Source organism: Tateyamaria sp. 7Alg 36, from assembly GCF_059882455.1.
This window is the reverse complement of sequence record NZ_CM187613.1, coordinates 2,102,711-2,124,849: the sequence shown is the minus strand read 5'-3', so window position 1 is coordinate 2,124,849 and position 22,139 is coordinate 2,102,711. Positions and strand designations below refer to the sequence as shown.

Below are 22,139 nucleotides of genomic sequence, written 5' to 3'. Positions count from 1 at the left end.
ACGATGGATTTTATTTCAGACATACTCTTAGCTGCGGGCGCGATCGGGGCAGGATTTTATTGCTTCATCCTCGGGCGTCGGTTGAAGAAGTTTAACAGCCTTGAGAAGGGCGTTGGAGGGGCGGTTGCTGTTCTTTCTTCGCAAGTTGATGAGCTTTCGGCGATGCTGACGGCCGCGCAAAAGACCGCAGCCGAGTCCTCAAAGACATTGTCTGATCTTTCGGAGCGCGCCGAGCAGACATCCCGGAAACTGGAAATGCAGATGGCATCCTTGCATGACTTGCCGGATACGCCACCGGAAGCTTCCAAAGTTGAGCAAATACCAGAACCAGTGCGCCAACCGCTGTTCACCCGCCGTACGAGTGGAGCCAACTGATGACGATGCGCAAAGTCCCGATGGCCCGACGAAGCGCCACGACCCTTATCGCCAGCCTCTTGGTCAGCTCAGCCTTGTTGCGCATCGCCTTCGGCGACGGAACTGCCATTGCCGAAGGAAACCTAGCGACCCAACTGATGATGCCAGATAGGTCCGCAGAAGCCGAGCCCGAGCAAACTTCGCTGGAGCCTGCGGAAATTACCACCCTCCTAGGCGCGCTAAACGAACGCGAGGCGCGTGTCGGTGACGCTGAGACCCAATTGGCAGTCAGGAAAAAGGCGCTCGACATCGCTCAGGTCGAGATTGAACGCCGATTGGTTGCGCTTGAGGATGCCGAGAAAAAGCTGGCGGCGACCATGGCGCGTGCGCAAACAGCGTCCGAGGATGATATCGCCAAGCTGACGGCTGTGTACGAAAACATGAAGCCAAAGGAAGCCGCGGAACTATTTGAGACAATGGAGCCGGAATTCGCCGCTGGATTCATGGCGCGAATGCGTCCTGACGTTGCTGCCAAAATACTGTCGGGATTGGACCCAACTGTCGCCTATTCCATCAGCGCGATTCTGGCGGGGCGTAATGCAAAAGCACCTAAAAGCTAGGATGAAAACCTCTCCTTAACGCGAGTGCGGGATATTCGCCGTAGCGTTAAGTTAGGAAAAAACATGATCGGTATAGTCGGAATTGTCACCATTTTCGTGATGGTCTTTGGCGGTTACTTAGCTGCCGGCGGAAAAATGGGTATCATCCTCAAATCTCTGCCATTCGAAATGACAATGATTGGCGGCGCTGCCGTCGGCGCTTTTCTCATCAGTAATTCACTTCCGGAAATCAAACATACAGCGAAGGACGTTGGCAAGGTGTTCAAGGGGCCAAAGTGGGCGCCTACGGACTATCAGGATCTTTTGTGCCTTTTGTTCGAACTGATTAGGCTTGCACGTCAAAACCCTGTTGCGATCGAGGAACACATCGAAGATCCAGAACAATCGGACATCTTTAGTAAGTATTCGAAAATAATTCAGGACAAGGAGGCCGTCGCGCTTATCTGCGACACGCTACGATCTGCGTCCATGAACTACGACGACCCTCACCAAGTTGAAGAAGTTCTGGAAAAGCGGATCGACGCAAATTTACACCATGCTCTCCATTCAAGCCATGCCTTGCAAACCGTAGCGGACGGATTGCCGGCCCTAGGTATCGTGGCAGCGGTGCTAGGCGTTATTAAAACCATGGCATCTATTGACCAACCACCTGAGGTTCTGGGCAAGCTGATCGGCGGCGCGTTGGTCGGCACATTCTTGGGAGTGTTTTTGGCTTATGGACTGGTGGGTCCATTCGCTGCGAAAGTTAAAACTGTCGTAGAGGAAGATCAGCACTTTTATCAACTTATTCGAGAAGTTTTGGTCGCAAATTTGCACAACCATGCAACTAATATTTGTATTGAAGTTGGCCGTCAGAATACCCCATCTCACTGCCGCCCGTCCTTTTCAGATCTTGAAGAGGCCTTGAAAAACGCAAAGCAAAGCTCGGCATGAAGCGTATAGTCTTCCTATTGTTTTTTGTCATCGCGACACCAGCCTTTACCTCTCCGATTGACGTACGCGCAGGCATGCACACAGGTTTTGATCGCCTCGTGTTGCACGCGCCTGCCGGCATAAAATGGGTCGCTGAGGTAGATGAGCAGAGAGTGAAGGTGGACTTTCCGGATCACGAGGAAGGGTTTGACACTACTTCAATTTACTCAAGGATCAGCCAAGGCCTTATTCAGTCAGTCGATTCGGGCGATTCATCTATTGAAGTGCAGTTATCCTGTGCCTGTGAAGTAGATATTTCAAAGCACGGCACTCGAATGATAGTCATCGACGTTTTTGCGGCGGCCGCAACTTCATCTCAGTTGACGGAACCTCCACAATCAGCAGGATTTCGGCCATCCCCGCGATTCAAGGAAATATCCGCCGGCCCGAGTTCAGTTCAAAGATATACCCCTAACCTGACATTTGGCTTATTTACCAAGGCTGCTAAAAATTCGACGGTCGGGGGCGTTGAGAATTCTCTAGCCGAGAAACCATATCGCGGTAGCGAGACCCTCAGTCAGAGCGATCTGAGAAATGTTATGGAGCGAGTGAGCTCTGGAGCAACGCGCGGCTTGCTGACAGCAGAGCTGTCAACGTCGAAGGTTGTACGGCCTAGCGCGGAAAATAAGCAGGAATCTTACACTTCCGCCCAAAGCAAAGAGTTCATTGGCGATATGTTGCAAGTTGGAAACATCAGGGTGCTAGAGGGTCCGTCTATTCAAAATGAGGAGAGAGCTGGCGAACCATCTACTACTAGTTTCACCGGCCCGTGCGATGATGCACCTAGTTTGGATATACAAAACTGGGGAGGTGATGGCTTTCCTCTTCAGGAAATTTCCGAACTACGTAGCCAATTATACGGGGAATTTGGCGAAGTAAATGAAAATATCGCAAGGGAAATGGCAAAAGTTTTCCTGCACTACGGTTTCGGTGCCGAGGCCATTCAAATGTTGGAGTTGGGCGCCAATCGGTCTACCCAAACACTTGCAATGATCGAGATGGCTGAAGTCATTGAATATGGGGAGGCGGTCAGTTCCAACTACATGTCCGGGTTAACAGCTTGCAACAATGACGCGGTTTTGTGGGCAATATTGTTATCGGATCGCAATCCGGACATCATGAATTTTGATGTGAATGCGGCACTCGTTTATTTAAATGGCCTCCCATTGCCCCTCAAGGCCATCTTTGCCCCCGTTCTGAGCCAGCGGCTACTAAATTACGGAAACGAGGAAGCTGCCGGTGTTGCGCTTAGAGCTCTTGAACGGTCTACAACTCCTTTGCCGTCGGCGGCTCGATTGACTAAGGCGGAATTAGAGTTAGCACATGGTTATGCTAAATCTGCGCAAAATCACCTGACTAAGGTTGTGTCTGCCAGTGACGAAAAGTCGGCCGTAGCTTTGATTGAACTCGTCGAAACGTATCTGAAGAATGATGCCCCGATCCCACCGGACGTTGCGGCCCTCGTCGAAAGCTATGCATTTGAATTGCGCAGCCATCCAATCGGAAAAACGTTGAATCGGAGTTATGTACTGGCTCTGGCGAAGTCCAACCAATTTGACGAAGCATTTCTGGAATTGTCACGCCTTAGGCAACTTGAGGTGGGTGATGGGTATAATGCCTTGGCGTCTGGTGTGCTTAACGTGCTGGCAAAAGACGCGAGCGACGCAGATTTCTTACTGCACGTTTTTGATCTTGAAGCGAGCGAAGTTGACGGACTGTCGGAGGCATCAAGGTTGCTCGTCGCGGAGAGATTGTTCGAGTTAGGCTTTGCAGAGCAGGCGGATTCTTTCCTGCCAGGGATCGAAGAATATGATCGAGAGGCTTACTCCGTAGTGAAATCTGCGGCGGCACTACAGCTTGGCCGTCCGAACCATGCGCTTGCTCTCATTTCCAGAGACACGTCTTCCGAAGCGGATGGCTTGAGGGCGAGAGCTTATTTTGCATCCGGAAACTACTCTGATGCCCATCGAGAGTATTCCAAGGTGGGAGATAAAGCGTTGTCGCGAGCGGCAGCGGTTCTGTCCGAGGAATGGGTGAATCTGGTGTCTGAAGACGACGCTATGTTCGGGCCTTTGGTTCCAGTAGCGACTGCAGAAGTGGGATTGTCGGATCCGTCGAGTGGCTTGATCGGTGAAGGTGAAGAAGCTATCGCGGGTAGTCAGGATGCACGCCGTGCCATCAATAACCTGCTACTTTCCTTAGAATAGCGATGGGATTTATCGTTAGAATTTCCGCTGTTTGCTCCCATTCTGCTCGGGCGGTCTGCCGTTTTTTTTAGTGTCTGTCAAACAGCAATTGGCGGTCGCGAACGAAATGTTCCTGCGGAGACGAGATTTGAGGTGCCCAGAGCCAGGAGGTTCCTCCAAAAGATACTCATGCGACCCATTGTGCTGTTTGGCCTTTCGGGGTGGCGATACTCAAACGCATTTTCGTTCATAGATGCTGCTCGCCAACGCATCGCCTCCATGGAGAAGGTATGGTGGGGCTCGACTGACTGAGACGATCTCAGAACTGCGTACTTTCGCCGATATACGGACTAGCGGCACCAAACGTAGAAGGCCCGCAAAATTGCGGGCCTTTAGAAATTCGCTCGTGTCGCGGTGATCAGAACACGAAATCCGTGATGTCGATGTCTGCGACATCCACATTTTTAAGCGTAATTTCATCATTGCCGCCGTGATTGATGATCACGTCGTTGCCGTTCTGGCCAATCTCCAGATCGCCCATTCCTGTGATCCCGGCATGGCCCGAGAAATCGAGAAGGTCGCTGCCATCTTCGAAATCAGTGATCGTGTCTGCATGCGATCCGGCGTTAAAGATGAAGGTGTCCGCGCCCGAGCCGCCGGCCATGACGTCTTTGCCCGTACCTCCGTTCAACAGGTCGTCGCCCGCATCGCCGTAAAGCTTATCGTTGCCTGTCCCACCGTTCAGCACATCGTTGTCATCGCCCCCGTGCAGACGGTCGTTCTTGTCGCCGCCGTTCAACACGTCGGCACCAGCGTCGCCTTTCAACAGATCATTGCCGGCACCGCCATCCATAGTGTCGTTGCCATCACCACCGTGAAGCTTGTCCTTGCCCGCATCACCCCACAGGATGTCGTTGCCGCCTTCGCCGTACAGTTGGTCGTCATCGCCGCCCCCGCTCATATGGTCGATCCGAGAGTCGCCTTTAACGTGGTCTTCGCCTGCGGTTCCCTCATAAATCGACGGGCTCAGCACGAAATCAGCGTCACTCAGGCTGCCTGCACTGACACCGTTCAGTGTGACTTGGTTGCCGTCGCCGAGGTCGATGACAGCCCCGTCCAACGAGTCGGTGATGGTTAATTCGTCGATTGTGGTGACGCCATGTGCTGTGACGTCGATCTGGTCGGCACCGGACGTGAAGTCGGTGATGATGTCCGCGCCATTTTCAAGGCCGACAACAAAGACGTCATTGCCGTCGCCGCCGGTCAGCGCATCGTTGCCGGCCTGACCGTCAATTGTGTCGTTGCCCTCAAGCCCGTCGACAATGTCATCGCCGCCCAATGCTGCGATATCGTCGTCGCCGGATGTGCCAAGGATGACATCCGGACCTTCGGTGATCGGTTCGAACTCCACAAAGGACGCAGAGTAGTCAAAAGAGTTGAGCGCATGCGCGGTCGTTTCCAAGACAAAGGTCTGGGCGTAGGCTGGTGTGAAAGTGAAGGTGATGACCGTCCCGTTCAACTCGCCCGGAGAGAAAGTACCGATGCTGGAGTTCTGGACGCTGTGTTCGGTCAACTGGCCGGCGGTAAGGAAAAGGCGGGACCCTTCAGAGGTGAACGGATCCAAAATGGCGAATTCCATGACGCCGGATGTGTGCGATAGGTCGATGGTGAATGTGTAGGCCTGTCCGGCTTCCATGTTCCCCAGATAGGTGTTGTCCTGCGTATCAATCCCGCTCAGGCTTACGTCGCCCACGCTGCCATTGAATGTGTCGCCGGAGGAGATATTTCCGTTCTGGTCGCCGGATTCATTATAAGTTGTCATTAAACTGCCTTTTAATTTGCTGCTCGAATGCAGGCGGGCATTGTTTCCATTTGGGCCCTCCTGCGATGAAGAATGGCTAAAGGGTCAAAATGGCCACAAATGGATACAGTAAAGGTTATTTTACAGTCATTGTGCTCGGCTTCGGCCGTATTCCGCACCGATTAAGTCGAATGAAAGGCAGATTTCTATCGCGGGTTGCAGATGTAATGTTTCCGCTCGCGCATCAATAGAAATACAAAAACGCCACCGACTTAACTGTCAGTGGCGTTTATCGTTTTCAGTCGGTCAAAGTTGGTATTTAGCCAACAGGGAACGGTACGTCGATCAGGACCACATCGCTGGCGTCGAGATCGGCAAGGTTCACATTCTCAAGCAGTAGTGAGTCGCGGTCGGAGAGTTGGGCGAAGACATCGGTGCCTTGCTGGACAAAGCCGATTTGCGAGAAGTCGCTAAAGCCCCATGCCGTAAAGTCGAGCAGATCGCCATTCGCGTCGAAGTCCGTTATCGTGTCAGCGCGCATTCTGTCGTCGAAGACAAACAGGTCGTCGCCCGCGCCGCCAGACATCAGGTCATCGCCCTGTCCGCCAATCAGCGTGTCGCGCCCGTTGCCGCCGTACATCTTGTCCTTGCCTGCGCCGCCATCCAGAACGTCGTTCAGGTCGCCGCCAGCCAGATAGTCATTACCGTGATCGCCGATCAGGGTGTCGTGCCCGCCTTGTCCTAGCAAGCGGTCATTGTCGGCGCCGCCGTTTAGCATGTCGTTGCCTTTACCGCCGATGATGGTGTCGTTGCTGGCCCCGCCAAAGATGGTGTCATAGCCTTTTTCACCGTCGATCCGGTCTGCGCCCGATCCGCCGTTGATCAGGTCATAGCCGTCGCCGCCCTTGATCGTATCGTTGCCCTGACCGCCATCCAACGTGTCATTGCCGCCCGCGCCATTCAGCACGTCCGAACCTGCACCGCCGATAAAGGTTTCCGCTGCGTCTGTGCCGGTAATATTGTCGCCGCCATCGGACGTGGTCACCGCCGGGGCGTCGGCCAAAATGAAGTCGGCATTGGTCAGGTCGTCGGCGGACAGGCCCGTCAGTTCAATATAGTTGCCGGAGCCTGTGTTGATGCGCACGCCCGCGCCTGAATCCTGAATGCCCAGTTGCGAGATGTCCCACACCTTCAGCATTGTTACGTCAAGCAGGTCGTCGCCTTGGGTAAAGTCGCTGATCGTGTCGCGCCCGTCGCCATTGCGGAAATAGAAGGTGTCGGCCCCTGTGCCGCCGGTCATCAGGTCGTTTTCCTTGCCGCCGTCCAGCAAGTCATCGCCATCGCCGCCGATCAGGGTGTCGTTGCCTTTTTCCCCGATCAGGCTGTCATTGTCCGCACCGCCGTCAAGCATGTCTTCCTGATTGCCGCCGTTCAGCAGATCAATGCCGTCGCCGCCCCACAGGACATCGCGCCCGCTGCCACCCAGAAGGGTATCGTCGCCTGCGTTTCCTTCGAGCGTGTCATTGCCGCCGTCGCCGTTGATGCTGTCATTGCCAAGGCCGCCCTTCACGCGGTCCGACCCGCCAAGGGCGGAATAGACGTCGTTGCCGTCCAGAAGGTCGATGCGATCCGAATTCGTTTCGCCTGTCAGGTTGTCGTCACCGGTCGTCGGTCCGGACGGGGCGGGCATGTCTTTGACCAGAGCGACGGTGTAGGAAGTGTTGGTCGCGCTTGGCGATGTCGGCTGCACCATGATCGAAACGGTGCCGGTCGTCGTCGCGGTGAAGGTAATCGGCTCCCCCAACACGCCAACCTGCGCCTGATAGATCAGGCCGTCCGAGTTCAGGTTCAAAAACTCGTAGCTCAGCGGTGCCGCTGTGGTTGTCACAATGTGGTAGGTTTTTCCGGTTTCAACCAGCATGTCGATGCTGTCCACATCGTCGCCTGCCGGAATACCGCCAAGCACGCCCGAAAAATCGTCACCGGCTTGCAGTGTATATAGTCCGCTAAAAAGTGTGCTGTCAGTTGTTTCGACTATCGAAGTCATAATTCGTCCCCCAGTGGATCAATCGCATTATATCTCTGTGTCTTTTTCGGCTGGCAGGCCGGACACTTCCGTATTGAGTATCACGCGTTGAACGAAGGTGGCAGAAAAACGTGCAAAATCAGGCGGAAATGTGGCGAGATTCTCGGTCCGCTTGTATGATTGGCGTGGGCCGCGGAAACGGTACGGGTGCGTAGGTTATTTTGTCGCCGTCGCGCTGACCAATAGGGCGGCTTTCACCAGAATCACGGCGCCGTTGGCGTAGGTCAGTATGGTGAGCGCACTGCGCACGACGCGCATCCGCGATTACAACTTCTGACAACCGTGTGAACCATCCTCTTTTTGAACAATGGTTCGGTCCATCTATGTCACAAGGTAAGAGTAACAGTTGGAGAACCGTGAATGGCCTATCGTTGGAAGAACGACCTCACCCGTGCAGACGCCACGCCTTACGCTGCCTTTGTGAACCGGCGGCAGTTGATGGGCGGTGCATTGGGGCTTGGCCTGATCGGGGCATCCGGCGCGGTGCAGGCGCAGGAGGATGGGCTTGAGCCGAACTCTTACGAGGACATCACCCAATACAATAACTTTTACGAATTCGGCACGGGCAAAAGTGATCCCGCCCAAAACGCGCATACGCTGACGACCGATCCCTGGACGGTTCAGATCGACGGAATGGTCGATGCGCCCGGTGACTATTCGATGGCGCAGATCATGGACGCGATGACCAGCGAGGAACGCATCTATCGGTTCCGCTGTGTCGAGGCGTGGTCGATGGTGATTCCGTGGAACGGGTTCGAGTTGGCCGATCTGCTGACCATGGCGGGCGTGCAGGACGGGGCGAAATACGTGGCCTTTGAAACCGCCTTGCGCCCAGATGAAATGCCGGGCGTGCGGTTTCCCGTGCTCGACTGGCCATATGTCGAAGGTCTACGGCTGGACGAGGCGATGCATCCACTCACCATTATGGCCACTGGCATATACGGTAAACCGATCCCCAATCAGAACGGCGCCCCGATGCGTTTGGTTGTGCCGTGGAAGTACGGGTTCAAGTCCATCAAGTCGATTGTGCGTATCACCGTCACGGATCAGGAACCACCAACCAGCTGGAACAAGGCGAACGGGCGCGAATATGGTTTCTATAGTAATGTGAACCCAGAGGTGGATCACCCACGTTGGTCGCAGGCGACCGAGCGTGTCGTTGGTGGAGGCCTGTTCGCGAGCCGCCAGCCCACGCTGATGTTCAATGGCTACGCTGACGAGGTAGCGTCGCTGTATGAAGGCATGGATCTGTCCGAGAATTTCTAAACTGTTTGGCCGACATGTCGTGGTGCGCGGGGGGCAGCCCCGCCACCTCGTGGGGACATTGTATATAGTCGCGCACCGTTGAACGGCAGTACGAGGTTGAACAGAGCGCACTTTACACGATGCGCTCGACGTCGAACGCTCCCCCAAGGGAGTGGCTGAACAGCCAGCCATAAGATGGGCAAAGGAGAACACGCGATGGCCGCGACAATCGTTCAGCGCACCCGTGACGGGGTCAACCAACTGTCCCGCAAACTCCCCACATGGGCAGTATATATAGTATGCCTGATTCCTGTCCCCGTTCTGTTGTATCAGGGGATGACAGGGGGTCTTGGCCGCGAGCCGATAAAAGAGCTTGAGCACGAGCTGGGGCAACTGGCCCTCCAACTGCTGATCACTGGGTTGTGCATTACGCCCTTGCGCCGGTTCTTCGGGCTTAACCTTCTGAAGTTTCGCCGCGCGTTCGGATTGCTCGCCTTTATATATGTCGCGCTGCACCTGCTGACTTGGGCCGTTCTGGATGTACAATCGCTCGGACGTGTTTGGACCGACATCGTGAAGCGTCCGTATATCACAATTGGGATGGCGGCCTTTGTGTTGATGATCCCGCTAGCGGCGACGTCCAACAACAGATCGGTGCGCATGCTGGGGGCGGCGTGGCGCAAGCTACATCTACTTACTTACCCGATTGCGATCCTTGCAGCAGTCCACTTCTTATGGCTGAGCAAAGGCTTCCAACTGGAGCCGTTGGTCTACCTAACGATCATTTTGGCCCTCTTGGCGACCCGCGTTCCTATACTGCTGAGAAAAGTGGCGGTTTGACGGGGGCAATGACCCGTGGCGTGCATTCTTGAAACCGGTCGTTTCGGCTGAATCACCGAAAAGCGGCCGAAAACCCTTCGCTGAGAGTGCCCGTGGGCGCGATGTATCGTGAATCACGAGGGAGGTCAAAGGAATCAACGTACCCAAAACGGCTGAAGTTCGGCTTAGCGCACACGTGATTCACGGATCGGCCAAGCCGCTCTAGGGGGTGAATCCTCACATGCCCCAATATGTAGACATATGAATCACCCAGCCGAAGGTTAGCGCCTATATAGAATGCGACGTATAGGGGTGTCGGCAGAAAAGATGATCATCTAAGTACATGTTTCTATGCAGATTTTCAGGTTCTTATAAAAAATATGACGTTTCCGCAAAAAAGCACTTGCGGGTCTGCGCTACTAACTCTAGAACCCACTTCACCGGCGGCGCAGCGATGCACCAACGGGGCGCCAGACGGGCGGGACGAAGCGGCAACGCAACAGACCGAGACGAGACGCAAGAAAAAAATCAGAGGTAATCGAGGCGGGGCGCGCCAAAGAAGTTAGGGCGCATCCAGTCACTTTTGTCTCTACGCTCTTTGAAATTGATAGTAACTGAAGAGATATGTGGGCGGTTTGGTTCATTTCGATGGATCAACGTCTGTATATCGCGCTAGTAGGAACGGCCCTCGTGGTTTGACCGATGATCTAGTGTCAGCTTCACTGTTTGGACGGTTTCTTGTTTTCTTATGAAAACCTGAAGCACAACAAACAGAAGACTGTCCCATTTGAACAATGGGACGATGTGCAGAGGTTCGAACGTCAAGGATATGTCAGCAATGACATTTCAACTTGAGAGTTTGATCCTGGCTCAGAACGAACGCTGGCGGCAGGCCTAACACATGCAAGTCGAGCGCACCTTCGGGTGAGCGGCGGACGGGTTAGTAACGCGTGGGAACATACCCTTCTCTACGGAATAGCCTCGGGAAACTGAGAGTAATACCGTATACGCCCTTCGGGGGAAAGATTTATCGGAGAAGGATTGGCCCGCGTTAGATTAGATAGTTGGTGGGGTAATGGCCTACCAAGTCTACGATCTATAGCTGGTTTTAGAGGATGATCAGCAACACTGGGACTGAGACACGGCCCAGACTCCTACGGGAGGCAGCAGTGGGGAATCTTAGACAATGGGCGCAAGCCTGATCTAGCCATGCCGCGTGAGTGATGAAGGCCTTAGGGTCGTAAAGCTCTTTCGCCAGGGATGATAATGACAGTACCTGGTAAAGAAACCCCGGCTAACTCCGTGCCAGCAGCCGCGGTAATACGGAGGGGGTTAGCGTTGTTCGGAATTACTGGGCGTAAAGCGCACGTAGGCGGACTAATAAGTCAGAGGTGAAATCCCAGGGCTCAACCCTGGAACTGCCTTTGATACTGTTAGTCTTGAGTTCGAGAGAGGTGAGTGGAATTCCGAGTGTAGAGGTGAAATTCGTAGATATTCGGAGGAACACCAGTGGCGAAGGCGGCTCACTGGCTCGATACTGACGCTGAGGTGCGAAAGTGTGGGGAGCAAACAGGATTAGATACCCTGGTAGTCCACACCGTAAACGATGAATGCCAGTCGTCGGGCAGTATACTGTTCGGTGACACACCTAACGGATTAAGCATTCCGCCTGGGGAGTACGGTCGCAAGATTAAAACTCAAAGGAATTGACGGGGGCCCGCACAAGCGGTGGAGCATGTGGTTTAATTCGAAGCAACGCGCAGAACCTTACCAACCCTTGACATCCTGTGACAACTCGAGAGATCGAGCGTTCCTTAGGGACACAGTGACAGGTGCTGCATGGCTGTCGTCAGCTCGTGTCGTGAGATGTTCGGTTAAGTCCGGCAACGAGCGCAACCCACATCTTTAGTTGCCAGCAGTTCGGCTGGGCACTCTAAAGAAACTGCCCGTGATAAGCGGGAGGAAGGTGTGGATGACGTCAAGTCCTCATGGCCCTTACGGGTTGGGCTACACACGTGCTACAATGGCAAGTACAGTGGGTTAATCCCCAAAACTTGTCTCAGTTCGGATTGGGGTCTGCAACTCGACCCCATGAAGTCGGAATCGCTAGTAATCGCGTAACAGCATGACGCGGTGAATACGTTCCCGGGCCTTGTACACACCGCCCGTCACACCATGGGAGTTGGTTCTACCCGACGGCCGTGCGCTAACCTTTTGGAGGCAGCGGACCACGGTAGGATCAGCGACTGGGGTGAAGTCGTAACAAGGTAGCCGTAGGGGAACCTGCGGCTGGATCACCTCCTTTCTAAGGATGTTCCTAGCCAGATTTGTTCGCAAATCTCATGGAACACTTAGCAAGAGACGCAAACAAAGCGTCTCAAACATCAGGGCATCTTAGATGACCCTTTGAGCCAGGCCGTCCTCGTATCTCTTCAGTATAAAGAACACGGGCTACCGCCCGTATGGGTCGGTAGCTCAGGTGGTTAGAGCGCACGCCTGATAAGCGTGAGGTCGGAGGTTCAAGTCCTCCTCGACCCACCAGTCCTTTCGGGGCCTTAGCTCAGCTGGGAGAGCGCCTGATTTGCATTCAGGAGGTCAGGAGTTCGATCCTCCTAGGCTCCACCATTCTTACTAGATTGCATCAGTAAGAGCGTTTTATGCGCTTTTACTCGTCCAATCTGGACGCTGCTGACAGGTTAAGCTGCAGCAAATTGACATCGTATAGAGAGATACAGTTACTTTGAGAGCAATCTCAAATGTAACAATCAACACTGTTTGATCGCGCCGAGTGTGGCGATGATCTCAGATTGGTTCTGTGTTTAGCTTAGTAGTCGCAAGGCGAAGAGCAGATGCAGAAGGCGACTTATCGAATGTTTCCTCGTTCGACCTGACGTATCCCAGCTGAAACAAACAGAGTTGTCCAAGTCAAGTACACTAACCAGAGCAGTCAGGTTGTGGTCCCGCACGGAACACAATCAGTAACGACTGTTCATTTGTCAGCATGGTTACAAAACATGCTGGCGGGTAAAGTATGCTTTTGATCTCAGAAGAAGGCCGCATTTAGTTACCAGCTGTGCGGTCGTGTTAGACACGCTGACCTCAAGTAGCCGCAAGGCGATAGGTCGTCAGTCAAGTCTTTCTTTTTCTGGATCAAATCAAGCGCGAGAAGGGCGTTTGGTGAATGCCTTGGCAGTAAGAGGCGATGAAAGACGTGATACTCTGCGATAAGCCATGGGGAGCTGAGAATAAGCTTTGATCCATGGATTTCTGAATGGGGCAACCCACCTGACAGTTTCATATTGTTGCGCAAGCACTCAATATGTCGCTGAAACAGGTACTTATAGACTGAATACATAGGTTTATAAGAGCAAACCCGGGGAACTGAAACATCTAAGTACCCGGAGGAAAGGAAATCAATTGATACTCCCCTAGTAGCGGCGAGCGAACGGGGACCAGCCGAGCCGAAATTGTGACTAGAACAACCTGGAAAGGTTGACCATAGCGGGTGACAGTCCCGTATAGGAAGCATGATCGGACGTATTAAGTAGGACGGGACACGTGAAATCCTGTTTGAAGATCGGAGGACCACCTTCGAAGGCTAAGTACTCCTTACTGACCGATAGTGAACCAGTACCGTGAGGGAAAGGTGAAAAGCACCCCGACGAGGGGAGTGAAACAGCTCCTGAAACCGAACGCCTACAAACAGTTGGAGGGCCCTTGAGGCCTGACAGCGTACCTTTTGTATAATGGGTCATCGACTTGGTCTATCTAGCAAGCTTAAGCCGTTAGGTGTAGGCGCAGCGAAAGCGAGTCTTAATAGGGCGAATGAGTTAGGTGGATCAGACCCGAAACCGAGTGATCTAGGCATGACCAGGATGAAGGTAAGGTAACACTTACTGGAGGTCCGAACCCACACCTGTTGAAAAAGGTCGGGATGAGTTGTGCCTAGGGGTGAAAGGCCAATCAAACTCGGAGATAGCTGGTTCTCTGCGAAATCTATTTAGGTAGAGCGTCATCCGAATACCCCGGGGGGTAGAGCACTGGATGGGTAATGGGGCCCCACAGGCTTACTGATCCTAACCAAACTCCGAATACCCGGGAGTACTAGATGGCAGACACACGGCGAATGCTAACGTCCGTCGTGGAGAGGGAAACAACCCTGACCTACAGCTAAGGCCCCTAATTCATGGCTAAGTGGGAAAGCAGGTGGGACGACCATAACAACCAGGAGGTTGGCTTAGAAGCAGCCATCCTTTAAAGATAGCGTAACAGCTCACTGGTCTAAATAAGTTGTCCTGCGGCGAAGATGTAACGGGGCTCAAGCCATGAGCCGAAGCTTAGGATGCACATAGTGCATGGTAGCAGAGCGTAGTGTGACATAACTCCAATCCTCTTTTGCATCCCTCGGGATGTAGCGGAGGATACGGAGTTTTCTGTGAAGCCGGCGCGTGAGCGATCCGGTGGAGAGATCACTAGTGAGAATGATGACATGAGTAGCGACAAAGAGTGTGAGAGACACTCTCGCCGAAAGTCCAAGGGTTCCTGCTTAAAGCTAATCTGAGCAGGGTAAGCCGACCCCTAAGGCGAGGCCGAAAGGCGTAGTCGATGGGAACCAGGTTAATATTCCTGGGCCGTGGAATGGTGACGGATCTCGAAGGTAGTTCATCCTTATCGGATTGAATGGGCTGCTTAGAGGTTCCTGGAAATAGCCTTCCTATAAGATCGTACCCTAAACCGACACAGGTGGACTGGTAGAGAATACCAAGGCGCTTGAGAGAACTATGTTGAAGGAACTCGGCAAAATACCTCCGTAAGTTCGCGAGAAGGAGGCCCGGTTCCTAGGCAACTAGGGGCTGGGGGCACAAACCAGGGGGTGGCGACTGTTTATTAAAAACACAGGGCTCTGCGAAGTCGCAAGACGACGTATAGGGTCTGACGCCTGCCCGGTGCCTGAAGGTTAAAAGGAGGGGTGAGAGCTCTGAATTGAAGCCCAGGTAAACGGCGGCCGTAACTATAACGGTCCTAAGGTAGCGAAATTCCTTGTCGGGTAAGTTCCGACCTGCACGAATGGCGTAACGACTTCCCCGCTGTCTCCAACATAGACTCAGCGAAATTGAATTACCGGTCAAGATGCCGGTTACCCGCGGTTAGACGGAAAGACCCCGTGCACCTTTACTACAGCTTCACACTGGCATTAGGCCGAACATGTGCAGAATAGGTGGTAGACTTTGAAGCAGGAACGCCAGTTTCTGTGGAGTCACCTTTGAGATACCACCCTTGTTCTGCTTGATGTCTAACCGCGGTCCGTTATCCGGATCCGGGACCCTGTGTGGCGGGTAGTTTGACTGGGGCGGTCGCCTCCTAAATCGTAACGGAGGCGCGCGAAGGTTGGCTCAGAGCGGTCGGAAATCGCTCGTTGAGTGCAATGGCAGAAGCCAGCCTGACTGCGAGACTGACAAGTCGAGCAGAGTCGAAAGACGGCCATAGTGATCCGGTGGTCCCAAGTGGGAGGGCCATCGCTCAACGGATAAAAGGTACGCCGGGGATAACAGGCTGATACTGCCCAAGAGTCCATATCGACGGCAGTGTTTGGCACCTCGATGTCGGCTCATCTCATCCTGGGGCTGGAGCAGGTCCCAAGGGTACGGCTGTTCGCCGTTTAAAGAGGTACGTGAGCTGGGTTTAGAACGTCGTGAGACAGTTCGGTCCCTATCTTCCGTGGGTGTAGGATACTTGAGAGGAGTTGCCCCTAGTACGAGAGGACCGGGGTGAACGATCCACTGGTGGACCAGTTGTCGTGCCAACGGCAGTGCTGGGTAGCTATGATCGGACAGGATAACCGCTGAAGGCATCTAAGCGGGAAGCCCCCCTCAAAACAAGGTATCCCTGAGGGCCGTGGTAGACCACCACGTCGATAGGCCAGAGATGTAAGTGCAGTAATGCATTCAGTTGACTGGTACTAATTGCCCGATAGGCTTGATTTGATCCAGTAAAAGCAAGACTCCATAGTCATGCGATGAACGATAAATCAAAAGCATACACAGCTTAAACGAAAGTCGTACGCGACTTGGACAACACGTTGATTACATCTAAAGGTCTTTTTTGGTTTGGTGATCATAGCGCAAGCAAAACACCCGGTCCCATCCCGAACCCGGCCGTTAAGTGCTGTAGCGCCGATGGTACTGCGTCTTAAGGCGTGGGAGAGTAGGTCATTGCCAAACCTAATAAGACCTTTAATTGTAAATCAAAGTATCTCTCTTACGATGACACAAAATCAAACTCACGCATTGGTATGCCAGGAAATAGAGCGTACGTTGTGTTCGTCGTTTTGTGCAATCGATTTGAGCTCGCACCATCATAGCCCGAAACCTACGGCCGATCGTGGTCAAGGCGAGTATTTCCTCATATTGGCTAATCACTGTCTTTGTCCCATCCATCGATAAAGGGGTGATCGCGCAGCGACTGGTGAAGTCTACCCGCAGTAACGACGCATTCCTCGCAATTTGGCTATGTGCAAACGAGCTGGCGGAATTATTAGCTGCTAACGGTTGAACGATGCTTCGGAAACCTCGCACTTCGTTGTCGAAGGGAAACCATCTTTCCGGATTGATCTCACCGTTCACAACTTCCCGACTGTAAATCCGCGTGACAGATGATGACGCATGGAGAATACCAGCACCACGCCGGGCAACATGGACGCCAGTGTGACAGCCATCACCAGACCGATATCTGTTTGAAAACCAAACAGGGCATTAATCGCCATGCTGATCGGTTTGCCGTTTGTCGTGGTCAAAATGCGCGCGAATACCACCTCCACCCATGAAAACATAAAACAGAAGAACGCCGTGGCTGCGATTCCCGGTGCGATGAGGGGCAGCAGGAATGTCCAGATGAACCGTGGACGCGAATAACCGTCCAGAAATGCGGTTTCATCAAGCTCTCTTGGAACGGCAGAGATGAAGCTCTGCAAAATCCAGATCGAGATTGGCAGGTTAAACAAGCAATGGGCCAAAGCGATTCCGATCACTGAGTTCACGATCTCCAGTGCCGAAAACAGTTGAAAGATTGGCAAAGTCAGTACGACTGGGGGGGTGATGCGGAAGGCGATGAAGGCAAAGAACAGATGTTTGTCACCCAGGAACGACATGCGTGAAAACGCGTACGCTGCTGGTATCGCCACCGGAATCGTAATGGCGATATTGATCATCACGTAAGCGATGGAGTTTCCGAATGCTGCCCGCAGATCCGGATCTTTCGCGATGTTTGCAAAATTACCAAAGGTGAATTGGCCCACCTCGATGCCATCTTGCGGTAAGGTGGCCATGAAGCTGACCAACGTCATTTGCACCAGCGGCAGGCAGGCGAAAAGAATGAAGAAGCCGAGCCCGATGGTTTTGACGTAAGGCAGGCAGTGTGACGGCATCATTTGCTCCCGTCTTTATCGAAATATCCCTGCGCTTTGGTGAACAGCCACGCGACAGTGACAACGATCAAAAAGTACAGAACCGACCGCGCCGCCGAAGGTCCATAGTTGAACGCCTTGATTTCTTCCCCCAGGTCCACGGCAAGGAACATGGTTGCACCACTGGGGCCGCCAGCATTGATTGGAAAGGCTTCGGTGTAGATCATGAATGAATCCATGAACCGTAGCAGCAACACCATCAGTAAAACATATTGCAGCTTGGGCAGCTGGATGTAGCGGAACACCTGCCACGGGCTGGCGCCGTCAATCGCGGCCGCTTGGTAATATGCCGCCGGAATCGTGGTTAGCGCGGAATAGCAAAGGATCACGACAAGGCTCGTCCAATGCCACGTGTCCATCACGACGATGACCGCCCATGTTTGAACTGCGGACAACTTCCAATCGGTGGACCATCCGAAATTGGCCATGAACTGACCGATCAAGCCAGTGTCGGGGTTCAGCAGGCTGAGCCAGAGTGACGGGATCATATTCCATGGCACCAGCAGGGGCAGGGCAACGCCCGCCAAGGCAAACCCGACCCAGATTTTGTTCTTCGGAATGCATAGGGCGACCGCAATCCCGAGGGGGATTTGAACGGTGAGCACGATGGCAGAGAATAGGGTGCTTTTGCCAAAGCTCGACCAGAACCGCGACGAACCTATGATCTCGGCATACCATTCGGTGCCGATCCAGAAGCGTTTGTTCAGGATAAAGATTTCGAAGAATGAGTAGTTCACGACTGTGACCAACGGGATCAACCCGACCAGCGCGAGCAAGAGCGCCGCAGGCAAAACGTATAACCAGCCTGTGTTTGTCCGCTCTTTCATGCTCGGTTTTCAGTCGCTTCAATTAGGCGTTAATCACACTGGTGCCCCATCCGTGACACTCGGCCTCCAATGACGGGGGGAGATGCCCGTCGATATACAGGGCCGACACGTCCCGCAAAGAGCAGATGGTCAAAGGCGCTTTGCGTTGGAATTTGTGGTGATCCGCCACCACCACGACACTGCGCGACCTTTGGATCGCACTTTTGCTGACCAGAATTTCCTGTCCGTCAAAGTCCAGAATATCGCCGTCTTCGTCGATGGCCGAACAGCCCAGAACAGCGAAATCGAATTTGAACTGCTTGATCATTTCCGCCGTCATCCCCCCGACAAGGCCCCCATCGGCGCGGCGCAGAACACCGCCTGTCAGGATGATTTCGCTGCTATGGTTCGCGGCGAGGATGTTGGCGATATTCAGGTTGTTGGTCACCACCAACAGGTTGTCATGATCCAGCAATTCATGTGCGACCGCCTCGGTCGTGGTGCCGATGTTCATAAAAATCGACGCGCCATCAGGGATCGCGGCGGCACAGGCGACGGCAATTGCTTTCTTACCGTCTTTGTTAAGTTTGCGCCGTTCGTTATAACCGATGTTGGTCACGCCAGAGGACAGAACCGCGCCGCCATGCACACGTTCAAGCCGCCCGCTTTCGGCCAGTTCCGACAGATCGCGCCGGATGGTCTGCACCGACACCTGATAGAGATTTGCCAACCCATCAACGGTGACTTTCCCGTCCTTACGGGCGAGATCGAGTATCTCTTTCTGCCTGAAATTCGTGACCAAAGCCTTCTCCTCCAGAAGCTTTGCGTGCCAGTCGGATTGCTTCGGCACTTCTATTTTGACGTCCAACCTGCTGATGAGGGGAGTAATTCCCCTCATGCGCAAGGCTGTGGCGTGCAGGAAAACCGAAAGTGCGACCTGCCGCAAGGTCAATAACGCGGGAAAACGAAAGTAAACGAACATTCGCCGTTGACCCGAAGCCGGTGGTCGTGCTTATTCGACAAGCGTCAGCAGCACGACTCTGGCGCATGGTTTTGATACGGGGGAGGTGTCGTTGAGCCAGCAAGAACACCAAGACATCGTTGACCTGTTCGTCATTGGCGGCGGCATCAACGGATGTGGCATCGCCCGTGACGCTGTTGGCCGTGGCCTGACGGTCGAACTGGCCGAGATGAACGATCTGGCGTCCGGCACTTCTTCGGCGTCGACCAAGCTGTTTCATGGTGGTTTGCGGTACCTCGAATATTGGGAGGTTCGCCTTGTCCGCGAGGCGTTGATCGAACGCGAAACGTTACTGCGCGCGATGCCGCATATCAGCTGGCCGATGCGCTTTGTCCTGCCCTACCATCCCGACATGCGGTTCGAGAGTGATACGCCCACATCGAAACTGCTGAATATCTTTATGCCTTGGATGAAGGGTCGTCGCCCTGCATGGCTGATCCGCTTTGGCCTGTTCCTGTATGACAATTTGGGCGGGCGCCAGATCCTGAAGGGCACAACATCCCTGCGCCTGTCCGGATCACCCGAAGGCGCGCCGCTGCAGGACCGGTTCGAAAAGGCTTATGAATATTCCGACTGCTGGATCGAAGACAGCCGTCTGGTGGTTCTGAACGCCCGAGATGCCGAGGCACGGGGCGCCCGCATCAACGTGCGCACCAAAGTTGTTTCGGCCGAGCAGATTAATGGCCACTGGCATGTCACGATGGAGGCGCAAGACAGCGGCGAACGCCGCGTGGTTGTTGCCCGTATGATCGTCAATGCGGGCGGTCCGTGGGTCGAGAATGTCATTCGCAACAAGGTGCGGATCAACTCCAGCGAGGGCGTCCGCCTGGTGCGCGGCAGTCATATCGTGACGCACAAGCTGTACGATCACGACAAATGCTACTTCTTCCAAGGCGAAGACGGGCGGATCATCTTTACCATTCCTTACGAGTCCGATTTCACCCTGATCGGCACCACCGACGCGGACCACCCGAATGTGGACGAAACGCCCGAGTGCACGCCGGAAGAGCAAGGCTATCTGCTGAATTTCGCCTCGAACTATCTGAAAAAGCCGGTGACGGCGGATGATGTCGTCTGGACCTATTCGGGGGTGCGCCCGCTTTACAATGATGGCGCGTCCTCGGCGACAGCAGCAACGCGGGACTATGTCCTGAAGGTAGACGAATCCGCAGGCGCGCCGATCCTGAACGTGTTCGGCGGCAAGATCACAACCTATCGCAAGCTTGCAGAATCCGCGCTTGAGAAGATTGGTCAGTTCTTTCCGAACGTGGACAAGCCGTGGACGGCCGGTGTGCCGCTGCCTGGTGGGGATTTTCCCGTGGACGGGGTTGATGATCTGCGTGCGCGGTTGAAGGCGCAATATACCTTTTTGTCAGAACGCTGGGCATCGCGTCTGATAAAGGCCTATGGTGTGCAGGCGACAGATGTCCTTGGGGACGCAAAAACCGAACAGGATCTTGGCCGCGCATTCGGGGCCGATCTGACAGAACGCGAAGTCATGTGGTTGGTCGAAAAAGAATTCGCGCGCACAGCCGACGATATTGTCTGGCGCCGATCCAAACTCGGCCTGAAGATGACGAAACAGGAAATTGATGCACTGGACGCATGGATGGCCAAGGCCGCCAGCGCGCCGGTGTTGCAAGACGCAGACTGATACTGCGCAGGGGGAGAGAGACAAATGTCGCTTGTTCTAGAGGGCGTGTCCAAAGTTGTGGGCGGCAAGACGCATATCTATCCGACCGATCTTGCGCTGTCCGCAGGGACGATGAACGTTTTGCTGGGGCCGACCTCGGCAGGCAAAACGTCGCTGATGCGGTTGATGGCGGGGCTGGATGTGCCCCAGACCGGCAAGATTTTCTGGAACGGTGCGGATGTGACCGGCATGCGCGTGCAGGATCGCGGAGTTGCCATGGTCTATCAGCAGTTCATCAACTACCCATCCATGTCGGTTTACGACAACATCGCCAGCCCCATGCGTCTGCTTGGCAAATCCAGTCAGGAAATCGACGCCGCCGTGAAAAAGGCCGCCGACCTGATGAAGCTATCGGCCATGCTGGACCGCAAACCGCTGGAACTGTCCGGCGGGCAACAACAGCGTTGTGCCTTGGCGCGTGCGCTGGTGAAGGACGCGGGCCTTGTGTTGCTGGACGAACCACTCGCCAACCTCGACTACAAGTTGCGCGAAGAGCTGCGCGCCGAAATCCCCAAGATTTTCGAAGAAGCCGGATCCATCTTTGTCTACGCCACGACCGAGCCGGAAGAGGCGCTTTTGCTTGGCGGCAACACGGCTACGATGTGGGAGGGTCGGGTCACGCAGTTTGATCAGACCCCAATCGTCTACCGCCAGCCGGTTGATGCGACCACTGCCCGTGTCTTTTCCAACCCGCCGATGAACTTCCTCAAGGTCAGCAAATCAGGCGACCGAATCCAGTTCGGTGATGGCAAAGAGGGCGCTGCGACAGGCGCATTCGCGGGTGTGGCTGACGGCCAGTACCTCGCAGGTTTCCGTCCCAACCATCTGGAACTGCAACAGCAGACACCCGACGCCATGGAGTTCTCTGGTCGCCTCAACGTGACCGAGATTACGGGGTCGGAAACCTTTGTGCACCTCGACCACCACGGTGAAAACTGGGTCGGGCTGGTGCACGGGGTCAAGAACCTCGAAATCGGGGCGCCTTTGAAAGTCTACCTCGATCCGAAACACATCTACATCTTTGCAGAAGACGGAACTTCCGTTGCTGCTGCATCATACGCAACCGCTGCGTGA

13 protein-coding genes, 2 tRNA genes and 3 rRNA genes are annotated in these 22,139 nt (G+C 54.2%); 13 read left to right on the top strand and 5 right to left on the bottom strand.

Translation table 11 applies throughout. The annotated features are described in order from the left end of the window. The first annotated feature begins 3 nt into the window (after nt 1-3). The 4 genes from AC6GQJ_RS10390 (at nt 4) to AC6GQJ_RS10375 (ending at nt 4,153) form a co-directional block, all read left to right on the top strand. Nucleotides 4-375, top strand: coding sequence for a hypothetical protein (locus AC6GQJ_RS10390; RefSeq protein ID WP_500767903.1), 372 nt, complete (start codon nt 4-6; stop codon nt 373-375). After that, complete coding sequence (locus tag AC6GQJ_RS10385; protein WP_500767901.1) at nt 375-974, top strand: MotE family protein; 600 nt, start codon at nt 375-377, stop codon at nt 972-974. Before AC6GQJ_RS10390 ends, AC6GQJ_RS10385 begins: the two co-directional genes overlap by 1 nt. 63 nt (nt 975-1,037) lie before the next feature. Next, nucleotides 1,038-1,907 carry a flagellar motor stator protein MotA gene (motA, locus tag AC6GQJ_RS10380; protein ID WP_500767899.1) on the top strand — a complete coding sequence of 290 codons (870 nt, stop codon included), beginning with the start codon at nt 1,038-1,040 and terminating at the stop codon, nt 1,905-1,907. Continuing rightward, nucleotides 1,904-4,153 carry a hypothetical protein gene (locus AC6GQJ_RS10375; protein ID WP_500767897.1) on the top strand — a complete coding sequence of 750 codons (2,250 nt, stop codon included), beginning with the start codon at nt 1,904-1,906 and terminating at the stop codon, nt 4,151-4,153. Before motA ends, AC6GQJ_RS10375 begins: the two co-directional genes overlap by 4 nt. A gap of 397 nt (nt 4,154-4,550) precedes the next feature. Here AC6GQJ_RS10375 and AC6GQJ_RS10370 read toward each other — a convergent pair whose 3' ends face one another. Both AC6GQJ_RS10370 and AC6GQJ_RS10365 read right to left on the bottom strand, forming a co-directional pair. Next, complete coding sequence (locus tag AC6GQJ_RS10370) at nt 4,551-5,954, bottom strand: calcium-binding protein (protein ID WP_500767895.1); 1,404 nt, start codon at nt 5,952-5,954, stop codon at nt 4,551-4,553. A gap of 298 nt (nt 5,955-6,252) precedes the next feature. Beyond that, entirely contained in the window at nt 6,253-7,980 is a 1,728-nt protein-coding gene (locus AC6GQJ_RS10365) for a calcium-binding protein (RefSeq protein ID WP_500767893.1), read from the bottom strand. 399 nt (nt 7,981-8,379) lie between these two features. On the opposite strand from AC6GQJ_RS10365, the gene msrP reads away from it, so the two are divergent. The 7 genes from msrP (at nt 8,380) to rrf (ending at nt 16,304) form a co-directional block, all read left to right on the top strand. Continuing rightward, the gene (gene msrP, locus AC6GQJ_RS10360; protein WP_500767891.1) at nt 8,380-9,285 is read left to right on the top strand and encodes a protein-methionine-sulfoxide reductase catalytic subunit MsrP; all 906 of its coding nucleotides are present in this window, start codon (nt 8,380-8,382) and stop codon (nt 9,283-9,285) included. Nucleotides 9,286-9,480: 195 nt separating this feature from the next. Beyond that, the gene (msrQ, locus tag AC6GQJ_RS10355) at nt 9,481-10,104 is read left to right on the top strand and encodes a protein-methionine-sulfoxide reductase heme-binding subunit MsrQ (RefSeq protein ID WP_500767889.1); all 624 of its coding nucleotides are present in this window, start codon (nt 9,481-9,483) and stop codon (nt 10,102-10,104) included. Nucleotides 10,105-10,930: 826 nt separating this feature from the next. Beyond that, nucleotides 10,931-12,388: ribosomal RNA gene (locus tag AC6GQJ_RS10350) — 16S ribosomal RNA — on the top strand. Nucleotides 12,389-12,547: 159 nt separating this feature from the next. Further along, nucleotides 12,548-12,624: transfer RNA gene (locus AC6GQJ_RS10345), tRNA-Ile, on the top strand. Nucleotides 12,625-12,632: 8 nt separating this feature from the next. Continuing rightward, nucleotides 12,633-12,708, top strand: a tRNA-Ala gene (locus AC6GQJ_RS10340). A 528-nt stretch (nt 12,709-13,236) separates the two neighbouring features. Next, nucleotides 13,237-16,067, top strand: a 23S ribosomal RNA gene (locus AC6GQJ_RS10335). Between the two features lie 122 nt (nt 16,068-16,189). After that, a 5S ribosomal RNA gene (rrf, locus tag AC6GQJ_RS10330) occupies nt 16,190-16,304 on the top strand. Together the 16S, 23S and 5S rRNA genes with 2 tRNA genes alongside form the textbook arrangement of a ribosomal RNA operon. A 398-nt stretch (nt 16,305-16,702) precedes the next feature. On the opposite strand, the gene AC6GQJ_RS10325 is transcribed toward rrf, so the two are convergent. From AC6GQJ_RS10325 to AC6GQJ_RS10315, 3 genes are read right to left on the bottom strand one after another with little or no spacing between them, the layout of a single operon-like run. Further along, nucleotides 16,703-17,509, bottom strand: a complete 807-nt coding sequence (locus AC6GQJ_RS10325) for a carbohydrate ABC transporter permease (protein ID WP_500767887.1) — start codon at nt 17,507-17,509, stop codon at nt 16,703-16,705. After that, entirely contained in the window at nt 17,506-18,372 is an 867-nt protein-coding gene (locus tag AC6GQJ_RS10320; protein WP_500767885.1) for a carbohydrate ABC transporter permease, read from the bottom strand. Before AC6GQJ_RS10320 ends, AC6GQJ_RS10325 begins: the two co-directional genes overlap by 4 nt. A 22-nt stretch (nt 18,373-18,394) precedes the next feature. Next, nucleotides 18,395-19,153 carry a DeoR/GlpR family DNA-binding transcription regulator gene (locus AC6GQJ_RS10315; RefSeq protein WP_500767883.1) on the bottom strand — a complete coding sequence of 253 codons (759 nt, stop codon included), beginning with the start codon at nt 19,151-19,153 and terminating at the stop codon, nt 18,395-18,397. Between the two features lie 271 nt (nt 19,154-19,424). Between AC6GQJ_RS10315 and glpD the strand changes: the two genes are divergently transcribed. Together glpD and AC6GQJ_RS10305 are read left to right on the top strand one after the other, a co-directional pair. Then, a complete protein-coding gene (gene glpD / locus AC6GQJ_RS10310; protein ID WP_500767881.1) occupies nt 19,425-21,026 on the top strand; it encodes a glycerol-3-phosphate dehydrogenase in 1,602 nt (533 codons plus the stop codon). A gap of 24 nt (nt 21,027-21,050) precedes the next feature. After that, on the top strand, nt 21,051-22,139 hold the full coding sequence (locus AC6GQJ_RS10305; RefSeq protein WP_500767879.1) for an ABC transporter ATP-binding protein: 1,089 nt from the start codon (nt 21,051-21,053) through the stop codon (nt 22,137-22,139).

Excerpts from the sequence above, each read along its gene's own strand:
- msrQ (WP_500767889.1), top strand. The coding sequence starts at position 9,481 with ATGGCCGCGACAATCGTTCAGCGCACCCGTGACGGGGTCAACCAACTG.
- AC6GQJ_RS10325 (WP_500767887.1), bottom strand. The coding sequence starts at position 17,509 with ATGATGCCGTCACACTGCCTGCCTTACGTCAAAACCATCGGGCTCGGC.
- AC6GQJ_RS10385 (WP_500767901.1), top strand. The coding sequence starts at position 375 with ATGACGATGCGCAAAGTCCCGATGGCCCGACGAAGCGCCACGACCCTT.
- AC6GQJ_RS10375 (WP_500767897.1), top strand. The coding sequence starts at position 1,904 with ATGAAGCGTATAGTCTTCCTATTGTTTTTTGTCATCGCGACACCAGCC.
- AC6GQJ_RS10320 (WP_500767885.1), bottom strand. The coding sequence starts at position 18,372 with ATGAAAGAGCGGACAAACACAGGCTGGTTATACGTTTTGCCTGCGGCG.
- AC6GQJ_RS10305 (WP_500767879.1), top strand. The coding sequence starts at position 21,051 with ATGTCGCTTGTTCTAGAGGGCGTGTCCAAAGTTGTGGGCGGCAAGACG.
- AC6GQJ_RS10390 (WP_500767903.1), top strand. The coding sequence starts at position 4 with ATGGATTTTATTTCAGACATACTCTTAGCTGCGGGCGCGATCGGGGCA.
- msrP (WP_500767891.1), top strand. The coding sequence starts at position 8,380 with ATGGCCTATCGTTGGAAGAACGACCTCACCCGTGCAGACGCCACGCCT.
- motA (WP_500767899.1), top strand. The coding sequence starts at position 1,038 with ATGATCGGTATAGTCGGAATTGTCACCATTTTCGTGATGGTCTTTGGC.
- AC6GQJ_RS10365 (WP_500767893.1), bottom strand. The coding sequence starts at position 7,980 with ATGACTTCGATAGTCGAAACAACTGACAGCACACTTTTTAGCGGACTA.
- AC6GQJ_RS10370 (WP_500767895.1), bottom strand. The coding sequence starts at position 5,954 with ATGACAACTTATAATGAATCCGGCGACCAGAACGGAAATATCTCCTCC.